11 protein-coding genes are annotated in these 11270 nt (G+C 39.8%); 4 read left to right on the forward strand and 7 right to left on the reverse strand.

The window, feature by feature from the left end; all coding sequences use genetic code 11:
- Positions 1-47 precede the first annotated feature (47 nt).
- The 6 genes from ACIFOT_RS18690 to ACIFOT_RS18715 all read right to left on the reverse strand — a co-directional run bounded on the left by ACIFOT_RS18690 (position 48) and on the right by ACIFOT_RS18715 (position 5905).
- A complete protein-coding gene (locus ACIFOT_RS18690; RefSeq protein WP_430066853.1) occupies positions 48-770 on the reverse strand; it encodes a GntR family transcriptional regulator in 723 nt (240 codons plus the stop codon).
- 15 nt (positions 771-785) lie between these two features.
- Positions 786-1799, reverse strand: a complete 1014-nt coding sequence (locus ACIFOT_RS18695) for a sugar kinase (RefSeq protein ID WP_430066854.1) — start codon at positions 1797-1799, stop codon at positions 786-788.
- The gene (gene dagF, locus ACIFOT_RS18700; protein ID WP_430066855.1) at positions 1792-2547 is read right to left on the reverse strand and encodes a 2-dehydro-3-deoxy-phosphogluconate aldolase; all 756 of its coding nucleotides are present in this window, start codon (positions 2545-2547) and stop codon (positions 1792-1794) included. The genes ACIFOT_RS18695 and dagF overlap by 8 nt, the downstream gene beginning before the upstream one ends.
- Positions 2544-3653 carry a DgaE family pyridoxal phosphate-dependent ammonia lyase gene (locus tag ACIFOT_RS18705; protein WP_430066856.1) on the reverse strand — a complete coding sequence of 370 codons (1110 nt, stop codon included), beginning with the start codon at positions 3651-3653 and terminating at the stop codon, positions 2544-2546. The genes dagF and ACIFOT_RS18705 overlap by 4 nt, the downstream gene beginning before the upstream one ends.
- Positions 3631-4734, reverse strand: a complete 1104-nt coding sequence (locus tag ACIFOT_RS18710; protein WP_430066857.1) for an amidohydrolase/deacetylase family metallohydrolase — start codon at positions 4732-4734, stop codon at positions 3631-3633. The genes ACIFOT_RS18705 and ACIFOT_RS18710 overlap by 23 nt, the downstream gene beginning before the upstream one ends.
- Before the next feature lie 253 nt (positions 4735-4987).
- Positions 4988-5905, reverse strand: coding sequence for a LysR family transcriptional regulator (locus ACIFOT_RS18715; protein ID WP_430066858.1), 918 nt, complete (start codon positions 5903-5905; stop codon positions 4988-4990).
- Positions 5906-6024: 119 nt separating this feature from the next.
- Between ACIFOT_RS18715 and ACIFOT_RS18720 the strand changes: the two genes are divergently transcribed.
- Complete coding sequence (locus ACIFOT_RS18720; protein ID WP_430066859.1) at positions 6025-6348, forward strand: thioredoxin family protein; 324 nt, start codon at positions 6025-6027, stop codon at positions 6346-6348.
- A gap of 520 nt (positions 6349-6868) precedes the next feature.
- Positions 6869-7825: a TRM11 family SAM-dependent methyltransferase gene (locus ACIFOT_RS18725; protein ID WP_430066860.1), complete on the forward strand. Its 957-nt coding sequence runs from the start codon at positions 6869-6871 to the stop codon at positions 7823-7825.
- A gap of 560 nt (positions 7826-8385) precedes the next feature.
- Here ACIFOT_RS18725 and ACIFOT_RS18730 read toward each other — a convergent pair.
- The gene (locus ACIFOT_RS18730; RefSeq protein ID WP_430066861.1) at positions 8386-10449 is read right to left on the reverse strand and encodes a cation:proton antiporter; all 2064 of its coding nucleotides are present in this window, start codon (positions 10447-10449) and stop codon (positions 8386-8388) included.
- Positions 10450-10624: 175 nt separating this feature from the next.
- Here ACIFOT_RS18730 and ACIFOT_RS18735 point away from each other — a divergent pair, with 175 nt between their 5' ends.
- Together ACIFOT_RS18735 and ACIFOT_RS18740 are read left to right on the forward strand one after the other, a co-directional pair.
- A complete protein-coding gene (locus ACIFOT_RS18735; protein ID WP_430066864.1) occupies positions 10625-10690 on the forward strand; it encodes a DUF6980 family protein in 66 nt (21 codons plus the stop codon).
- Between the two features lie 185 nt (positions 10691-10875).
- Positions 10876-11256 (forward strand): epimerase, encoded by a 381-nt coding sequence (locus ACIFOT_RS18740; protein ID WP_430066862.1) that lies wholly within the window; start codon positions 10876-10878, stop codon positions 11254-11256.
- Positions 11257-11270 lie beyond the last annotated feature (14 nt).

Here is an 11270-nt window from a genome sequence, read left to right on the forward strand (position 1 = left end):
CTCACTCTCCCCAAGGTAATCGCTTACATAATTTACAAAAATGCGGGTCACTGAATGGAATCATTATAAGTAACAATATAATTTTGCTTACCTGTATTATAGTAACCCTCGCTATATTCCAATACATTTCCTTCATCATCACTGGAACGACGAATCCTTTTTAAAACTGCTGTATCTTTTTCCACATGTAATCTTTCACTAACATGACTTGGTGCAATCGAAACTGCAAACTCATCACGGAATGATTCCAGTCGAATACTTTGCTCTTCTAAAAAGCGGTATAATGATCCGATTTGGACATCCTCTACTTCTTCCTCACTCATGTCTGATAAGATGTAATGAGAGAAGTGAATATAAGGCTCGTTATCCAATAAGTAAAGTCGTTCAATTTGAATGCAATGTTCCCCAAATAAAGAATAAAGCTCGGATTCTGCAGACAATTCAATCCTCTTAATGCTTAACACCTTTTTGGTGATGTGGTGGCCTTCTTCTACTAATAATTCTGTAAAGCGCTTCCCCTTTGAAAGCTTCGCAGTCGAAACATTCGCGATGACCTTTGTTCCTTTTCCACTTTTCTTTTCCAGATATCCTTCTTGGACCAATTCTTTAATGGCATTACGGACCGTAATTTTGCTCACATTAAATTCTTCTTCTAATTGGGGCTCAGAGGGAATGTTCGTGTGAATCGCATAGACACCATGTAAAATACGATCCTTCAAAACTTCTTTAATTTGCAAGTACATAGGTCCCTTTTTTCGATTCACATTCATTCCCTATTCGCTCCTTCATCTCTTTATATCATCAATGGTTCCGGCCATGGCGGACAGGATCTCTGCTTCCGTCGACATCGGGGTATCGCCAACGATGGTGCAGGCAAGCATACCTGCTGCTGCAGCAAATTGGACTGTTTTCTCTGGTAAAAATCCAGCAAGCTCGCCATGTAGAATCCCGCTTGTATACGCATCTCCGGCTCCAATTCGATCATATACGGAAAAAGAAATCTTTTCTGAGAAGTGTAACTGCCCATCTTTATACAAATATCCCCGTAAAGAATGGGTATTATCAGGATTAATCCCTCTGTGTGTTCCCGCAATTGTTTGAATATCGAATCGGTTTGCCACTTTAGGAATGAGGTCCTTCAGCTGTTCCTCCCGGGAGGTTTCTGCTGTCTCCATTCCTAAAATATACATCGCATCTTTTTCGTTCATCATGACGATATCAGCCAAAGCCAGCATGTCTTCATATTGGGGTTTCGCCTCACTGTAGCCCCCCTCCCATAAGGAAGGGCGGTAATTACAGTCGAAACAAACCAATCCGCCTTTTTCTTTTACCTTTTTAGCCAGCACTTTCATACTATCACGTACACCATCGGTCATGGCAAGTGTAATACCGCAAAAGTGAATGATATCTGCCTGTTCTGCAATCAAATCGAGATCGTAATCCGAAATGTGAGCGGTATTAAAGCTGCTTTCTAGGCGATTCGTATAGGTAACCCTGCTCGCCCGCTGTCCGAAACCATTTTCTAAAAAATACAAGCCCAGATATTTTCCGCCTCTGGATATGAATCTCCGATTGATTCCCAATCGCTGTAAGAAGGATATCGCTGCCTCACCTAGTGGGTTTTCTGGTAATTTGGTTACAAGATAACCATCATAGCCTAGCTTGGTCATCGCAGAAGCAACGTTTACTCCCGTGCCTGAAAAAGAGTATTGTAATGTGTTAGCCTGAGTCAGTAATTCGTATCCCGGCACCTGCATACGCATCATTACTTCCCCGAAAGCAACAATTTGTTTAGGCATGCTTTTCAACCAATTTTTTAGTAATAGCTAATAAGGTCCTCACATCTTCCGGATTTGTTTTTCCAGTTTCTTTATTGATAATAGAAGAATAAACGTGAGGGATAATTTTAGGCACTTTTGCTTCCAAGGCAATATCTAAAATGGTCTCAAAATTATCTAAATCAATTCCGCCAGTTGGCTCTAACGCAAACCCTTCTTCACCACAGGCTTTCGCAACGGCACGGAACTCTTCCTCATGCTTTAAGCCTTTCATTGGGAAGTATTTCAAGGCCTGTCCACCCATATCCCGGACTAACGCAATTGCCGCTTTGATGGGAACAATCGCCGTTTCACCTGCTGCCGCACTTACAGGACCGGTAGAAATATTTACATACCCTACTTTTCCTGTTGGAGATACTAAAGAGTTAATCCAGCTATCTTTCTCTCCTAAATTGGCACGAGTTGCGCCAACCGCAGGAAACACCTGATTGATATGACTTCCCGGATAGTATTTGGCGATTTCCGCTACAACTGCCGCTTGTTTATTATCCCCAGCACCGAGGCCAATTGATACAGCTTCATCAATGGCTGCTCCGTATTCCTTCATTGCTGTAACGGCAGCCTCTACTGTAGGATAATCTTTTGAAAGGACTCCTACTAATACGTGGCCTTCTGCCGCTTCAAAAACTTCGACAGCATTTTCAATGCTATTCGCTAGAACATTTAAGGCGACACGGTTCTGATAAAAACGTTTTTCAATGTTTGTCATTGTTTGCTTCCTCCTAAAATCGTTCTTAATTGCGCTTCAATTACGTAAATGTCGTCACCCTGTAATGGTCGTGGATCAAGATCAAAAAATCCTTGGCGAATTCCGTAATCACGAGTATAAATCGCTATTTCACCATTTCTTAGCTTATCATTTACTTCCTTCGCCGTAGTTTTCGTCACAGCCGGATCGATTTGAATGCGAGCTCTGAAAATGGCACGGCCAGCTTCGTCCTGTACAATCGTTACTCTTACACCCTCAATGGATTCAAGTGATTGGAGAACTTCCAGGCTGGCTTTTTCCTTTTCGCTATTGTCGGATTTTACAAAATACTCATCCAATGCCTGCAATAAGCCAAAGGTTGTTTCTTTGCCGACCTTCATGCTTCGGCCGATGCAGTGCAGCTGGACCTTTACCCAATCGATATATTTTTGTTTTCCGGCCACGATTCCAGACGTTGGGCCTTCAATGGCTTTTGAGCCGCTGTAAATCGCTAAATCAGAAACTTGAACATATTTCTTTACATCTTCCTCAGCGGCTGCATCGACAATCAATGGGACATTGTTTGCTTGCGCTACTTCCCATGCTTCTTCAACCGAAATCATATTTTTCTGAACAGTGTGGTGGGATTTGATGTAAAGAATCGCCGCTGTATTTTCCGTAATGGCATCAGCAATGTGCTCCGCTTTGCCCTCATTGGCATAACCGACTTCCACCAATTTTCCGCCGCCGAGGAAAACCATCGTTTCAACAGGAGCCCCGTATTGAACGTTATGGCCCTTCAGCATGATGATTTCATTTTTTTGAATTGTTTCTTGGTGGAGTCTTTCACTTCTTCTCCGGTTTCCTTCTGTCACGATTGCCGCAACCGAAAGAGCGATTCCACTCGATGCCGAGTTTACGACAACGGCTGCCTCCGATTGCAGAAGCCTAGCGATATGCTGCCCTGCTTTATCGACTAAATCAGCGATTTCCACATAATTCTGCCCGCCTATTTTCATGGCTTCCATTACTGTATCTGTTGGAGCTGAAACACCTAAAATACTCATCCGGCCGCTTGCATTAATAACCCTCTTCAAGCCATATTTAGCATTCAATGTATTCTCCATTGATGACCACTCCTTTTACGACAATTTTCTGTTCTGCAGTTCGTTCTTCTCCTTCAGAATCCATTAGCTTGGTTTCGGACTCCTCTATTGAAAACAGTGTGAGATTGGCCAGGTCCCCTGTGGAAATTCTTCCGAGTTCCGGCTTGTTTAACCACTCTGCTGCTTTAACGGTGACGGCATCGATGACCTCTTTTAAGGGGTAGCCTAGATACAAAAATTTAGTAAGTACACTGGCCATACTATATACAGGACCCTGGAGGCGATTCTTTCGATAGATATCCGTGCTGATGGTATCGAAGTGGATTCCATGCGCTTTCGCATGCTCTGCCGTTTGGAAAGAAAAGCTTGCATTCCCATGGCCAACATCCAAATGTACTCCCCGTTTTATTGCATCCAGCAATTTCGGAAGAGGTTTTCCCGCTTTATCAAATAAATTATTGGCTTTTCCATTTAAGTAATGGGTGATAATGTCCTTTTTCTCGAGCAAATCGAGGACTTCATTAATATCCGGCGGTCCAGAACCAATATGAACCATCAGCGGCAGCTCAGTATCCTTTGAAAATTTTCGGGCCACTTTTAATGGTTCCACTCCATTTGGACCGACGACACTTTTACTAATCCTCGCTTTTAGTCCAACAATAAAATCTTTGTGTTCGGCTATCGTCTTTTTTAGTGCCTCTTCATCCAGCCACGAAAGGTCGGATAGCTCATCAATTCGCTTTAGGCCAATTCGTGAAATATTTAAAAAGGCAAAAACATTCGTCATCGACTTTTTACAGCTGTTCACTAAGTCGGACAACCGATCAGCGCCTGTACTTCCGGCATCCACAATCGTTGTTACCCCTGTTTTATAGCCAATTTCATCCACATCATCGCCATACGGATCAAATTCCGGAAAGGCATGGACATGCATATCAATCCAGCCGCTGGAAACTATTACTTTATGATTAAAGTCAATGACATTCCCGCTAATTCCAGTTCCCGCTGGAACAATATTTTGGATTTTTTTATTTTCTACGATGATGTCAACAGAATTGCCATCAACTAGTTTTACATTTTGTAATACGTAACATTCTTGCATTTCCCTCATCCTTTTCGGTAAACCTAATAAAATGGGTACTTGTATTCGGTTTCATCTACCTCTTTTTTTCTTACACGATTAGGTTACCACGTATTTTTAATTCGGTCAATATAACGTTATAATGTTTAGAGATTATATTGTAACTTTTTAAGGATCTTTTCTAATTTATTATTTCTCGAAGAAAACAAATGCAAGCACAAAAATGCCCCAAAAAGTTAATTTTGGGGCATCTTATATTCACAATCCCTAACCATCATTTACCTTTTTTAAAAATCACAGAATGATAGCTATTAAACAATCTTAATGACAAATTCTTGGTGAATTCTTGTGCTTCATGAATAAACGAATTTATGGCTGGGTTCGTATATTCTGTTGAACGCACCTCAATCCCTAAATTTTGGTACACTTGCGGATTTAAATAGGAAGCAGTGACTTTGGATAAGGTTGAGGGAATGGCCAACTCTGGAAGAATCGTATTTCCAACTCCTTCTTGAACCATAGCCATGATAGTGGCGATGTCACTGACCTCGAATTGAGTATTAGGAGAAAATCCTTGTTCTTTAAAAATGTCTCGAATGATATGGCTGCATTCTTTTGGCATGATGAAGGGTTCACTAGCGATATCCTTTACCTCTATATATGATTGGTGCCTCAATGGGTGGTTTTCCGGTACAAAAACGACCATTTTATCCTGCAGCAATGGAATAAATTCAAATTCACTCTTCTCTTCCGTGACCACGCCAACATCTACGACGGATAATTTAAGCCAATTTTTTACTTCTTCATAATTCCCTTCATAAAGAACCACTTCAACACCGGGAAACCGTTTTTTAAAAGAACTAATCATTCCTGGCAATAGTTTAGCGGACATGCCTGAAATACTCCCGATTCTTATCGTCCCCGTTTCTAGTTCCGTGATTCCAGTTGCTTCATTGATAATTTTTGTTTTAATCGTGATTAAATCCCTGATCAGGCTGGTGATACGCTCACCTACTTTTGTTAAGCTTACTCCGTTCCTGTGTCGGTTCAATAATTTGATGTTCAGCTGTGATTCCAACGCTGCTACCGCTTGACTGACAGCCGATTGCGACAGACCAATTTGCTCGCCAGCTTTTGTAAAACTTTTCGTTTCCACTACCTTTAAGAAAACTTCTAATTGAAATAGCGTCATGGGACACCTCTTTTAGACGTATTAGTTTTTACTAATACTTAATATTCAAAGTATTAATTTTACTTATATCATAACCCATCATATACTACAATCAAACGATAAGAAAGGTGATGAGCTTCATGAGTATTTTACAGGCTGAAGGACAGGACATTCTGAAGGAAATTCAATCAAGCAAGTCGGTGCTTGTTGATTGCTGGGCTCCGTGGTGTCCGCCTTGCAGATTGATCGGAGCCGTTTTGGAGGAAATCGATCTAGATTTTGATTTGAAAATTGTCAAAGTGAATGCGGATGAAAATCCCGAGTTTATCAGCGAGTTTCAGGTACTGGGATTGCCTACCTTATTGCTGTTTCAAGATGGCGAGCTTGTGGGGAGAATAACGGGTTTTCGACCTAAAGATACGCTTGTCGAGACCTTAAAGGATTATGGATTAATAGAGTCATGAATGCGTTTAAATAAGATGGTTATGACAAGAAAACTTTTTTTAAATGCCCGTCACTATCGTTTTTTGGGTAGGGCGGGCATTTGAACACTCCCCTAACTCCCTTCTTCTCCACTTTTGAGGCGGGACGGGCATTTGAAACCTCTCCTAATTCCCATCTCCTCCACTTTTGAGGCGGGACGGGCATTTGAAACCTCTCCTAATTCCCTTCTTCTCCACTTTTGAGGCGGGACGGGCATTTGAAACCTCTTCTAATTCCCTTCTTCTCCACTTTTGAGGCGGGACGGGCATTTGAAACCTCTCCTAATTCCCTTCTTCTCCACTTTTGAGGCGGGACGGGCATTTGAAACCTCTCCTAATTCCCATCTCCTCCACTTTTGGGGCGGGACGGGCATTAAGATGATCAGAAATCACCGGAAACGCAATTAACGTAACAACCAATTTTCTTGATATAATGAAATAGTTTTTTTCAGTTAATATTTGAGGTGACAATAAAATAAATAGATTAAAGGATGATAACGTATTGGATATCACTACACAAAAAGGCACGACCTATATATATACATACGCCCACTATGAGGATGAACGCTCTCTATGTGCTTTAGAAATGCGCTCATTATTCAGTCAGGATTCAAACTCTAACGTCTTAGAAAGCTCCGTAAAAATAAATCCAAGTCGCAGCCCTTTTATTAAGGAAAGAATTACGGCAATGTATGAGGCGGAAAACCTTGAGGACCTATTGAAGCAGGTTGAATCTTTTCAACTAATTGGAACAACGTTTAAAGTTATTTATGTGAAAAACAATGGTCAAGGCAAAAGTGAACAAGAAAACTTCGAAAACCGACGCAAAATTGAGCGAGAGATTGGATTACACATTAATGGAAAAGCCGATCTTCGTCATCCCGATCAATTGCTTGGCATTATGAATATAAACGGAAGATGGATATTCGGAGAGTATGTGAAAAGTGAGTCCATTTGGTTTCGACATCAACAGAAACCAAATGATTATTCTACTGCTCTAAATACACGTGTTGCCAGAGCGATCGTAAATATCGCCATCCCCAATCCAATCGGAATTAAGGCCATCGATCCTTGCTGCGGAATTGGAACCGTCCTTGTGGAAGCACGCTCAATGGGAATTGATATTGTCGGAAGCGACCGAAATCCACTGATTCTCCCTGGAGCACGAGAAAACTTGGCACACTTTGGACTTAGTGCAGAAATCAATCGAGCCGATATTCGTGATATCGCCGATCATTACGATGTAGCTATTATTGATCTGCCTTATAATTTGTGTTCCGTGATAAACCCTGAAGAACAGCTGGAAATGCTCCAAAGTGCCCGGAGGTTTTCAAACAAAGTAGTAGTGGTTACTGTGGAACCGATCGATGAAATCCTTTTAAAAGCAGGTTTTACAATTATCGATAGGGCTGTTGCGAAAAAAGGGACATTTATTCGAGAGGTAATTGTATGTAACTGATTAGGACAAAAGAATACCGGGAAATTTTGTCGATACAGATTTCGACATTCTTTTCTCCATTTCCCGGGAAAAATCCTATTGATAAAAGGATTTTTTCAGTTTCTAATTAAACGTTTGATTAGTAAGGAATGATGATGGTACTTGTCGAATGGTGATTAATTACCGAAGGAAATCCTTTTATCGACTTATTTCATATTTAAATAGATGAGAAACCTTACTATGTCGACAAAGTTTTGTTTCAATATAATGTTGAAAGCCCTTATTTATATGTTGCCATGGCTATTTAATCAAACGTTTAATTAGTTTTTTTATAGGTGGGAATAAGTCGATGCATGTAAAAATTAAACACTTATAGGTGAGATTAACTGAGTGGCAGATGACGATACATCTGCCCTTTTTGTGTATTCAAATGGTAAGATACAAAGAAGCACGAAAAAAATGTTCATCGTGTTCTTTTGTCTCAATCACTTTGTAATATTGGTCCCCAATATTGTAATTGGTATTTTAATTATTGTTTTGTTATCATTTTTTTCCAGTAAATCCAATATAAAAAGTGTCATTTAATTATCATAATCTTTTTTAAAGAGTAATTCTTTTGGGACCTCAGTACCCCGTGAACCACGAATGTCTGTTTCCTTCATTTCTGTTGGGTAGAACATGATGAAGTTTTCAAGATTCATTGAAGCTACTTTTTTTGGTAAAGCCTCTAGTTCTGGGTGCCATGCTACGGTCCCCCTTCTTGCACTTAATACAATCACAAGATCAGTTGATTTAACATTATTTAAATTACTTTCATATAAGGAAATCCAGCTATCAATTGATTGGAACTCGATTTTTAAATTAGGGTGGACTTGCTGAGATGTCTTTTCATACATTTCTAAATCATCACGAATAACAAGACCCTTAATTGTAGCACTGAGCTGTGAGGCAATGCTCTTAATAATGGATATGGAATCGCCAAAACCTGGTTTGTGCACGATATTATTTGGCAAGATAAGAATTACCCTTTCCATCGTATTTAACGGTTGCTTGATATGGGTTATAAGCGAGCGTTGATACGTATGTTCAAGGAAATTATCAATTACTTTCCCGAAAATTTTTCGGCCTCCTTCGCTTGCGCCATCCCACCCCACAATAATTGTTGTGATTCGTACTTCCGTAGCAGCGCGTTCGATTCCCCTTCCAATATTATAATCCACCCGTGTCAACAGCTTAACAGAAACATCTGCCCCTGATGCATACATGACGGAGCGTTCAAGCATTCTTTCTGCTTGAGCTACTTCATTGTTTGCTTGTTTTAAATCTTTTTGAACGACTGATAATGGGTAAAGCGGCTCATCTGTCTTTTTTGCCTTTTTTACGACAAATCCTAAATCCAGAAGGGATTCCATTGTATGTGGATTCGCCATCGGGATTAATATACGTTCAGGAAGTGTTTCATCCATTACTGTTTCCTCTTGTGAAATGGCTAATTTTCTGCCATATTTTTCGCAGAAGTAGGGGCCCATAATACAAGTAACTAAAATAATAATAATTACAGCATTTATTATTTGCTGGTCAAATAAACCAAGGCGATACCCAACAAGTGTTATTGCTAATGTTGCTGCAGCATGTGTTGAAGAAAGCCCAAACATTACCTTCCTTTCTACTTTGGAATAACCATATACTTTACCTGTTGTCCAACCGGCAAACAGTTTACTGCCAATCGCTACAATTGGGATTAACAAGGTTAGTAGTATCGCATCGGAGCTGGATACAAGAACACGAAGATCCATTAACATACCCACGGATAACAAGAAGAATGGAATAAACAATGCATTTGCCGTAAATCTGATTCTGTTCATTAATGGACCATGATCATAAATGTATCGATTCAGGGCTAAACCGGCCAAGAATGCTCCAATAATTGGTTCCAAGCCCACAAATAATGATATTGCCCCGGCGACGAATAAAATGGCCAGGACAAAGTTAAATTCTATAGTTCCTTCATTATTGGAGCGTTTAAAGAACCACTTTGTCAGGTAAGGGGTGAAAATTAAAACAACTACAGCAAAGAGCGTTGTTGCAATAATCAAGTACATCCAAAATCCAAGCGTTAAATTTCCTTCAGCTGCCCCTGTTATTACAGCAAGAAAAAGCATAGCCAGACTATCTGTTAATAATGTACCGCCAATCACTGTTGTAACAGCTTTGTTTTTCGCAATACCCAGCCGGCTTATGGCAGGGTACCCTAAAGGCGTATGTGAGGAAAAAATGGTACCGAATAAAATGGCCGATAGTAAACTGAGATTAAGCCATAAACCTAATATTACTCCAAGTATTAAAGGGATCGAAAACGTGAGTAAGCCAAATAAAATACTGCGATTTCTGTATCTTTTGAAACCATCTAGATCCAGCTCAAGTCCTGCTATAAACATGATAAACAATAATCCGACTGTTCCAAGCAATTCGATTGTTGAATCACGTGCCAATATTTCTAGCCCGTTTGGTCCGATAATAATTCCCGCTATAATGGGGCCGATAATAGCAGGTACTTTTAATTTTCCCATTAGTATAGGGAACAGCAAAAAAATTAACACTGCTAAACCAAATATAAGAACTGGCTCCTTCAGTGGTATATGCATATTAATTCCCCCTTACTTTCGTAAACATCAACTGTTATTTTTGGATATTTTTAATCCTATTAGAAAAACACTGGTATAATTCGTGAAATTAAAACTGTACAGCTGAATTTTTAACTTAATAATCCCTTAATGAATATGGCATAATCATTCACGATGGAGGTCTTCATTTATAGAAATTTCATTCTGCCCTTGGTGTGGTACAAAACTCCCGATGTCAAAAAGAGATTTATGGTTCGATTAACTCGAAGAATTGGGTTATGACGACCCTTTCGAGCAGGGCATAGTTATTAAGCTATCTGGTGCAATAGTTGAAGATCCAGCTGCCTTTTTTGGCTGCTTTTCTTATTGAAGTAACGGGGCAGTTTAGTTGAAGAAGGAATATTGGTAAAATGTGATGAGATATAAATAATTCAGGGGGAAGTATTGATGCGAGATAAAGAGTTGCTTGATATATTTAGCGAAATACTGATGAAGAGAGTCCGTGACGAAGCTATTGAACAGTGGGAAAAGACTATTCAGGGCGAGTTGAAAAGTCAAGAAAGCCAAAGATTACATAAACTAATATCTTCAAGCGGTCGAAGTGAATTGTTTAATGATTTAGTTCCTAAAATTGTTGATACTACTTTCCATCACTTATTATGGACTTTTGAACAAAATGAGTTGATTGATATTAACGTTTCAAACGGAGGTAGCCAACAAATAAGTATAAAAGAAATTAGTGATGGTTTAGCAGGTGAACTCTATACGGAAGATGGGTGGATTTCCCATTTCAGTGATAAGAACAAATCATATTCCTTCTTCAAGTAAACCAGCTAATAGTT

This window comes from Neobacillus sp. NRS-1170 (genome assembly GCF_050468025.1).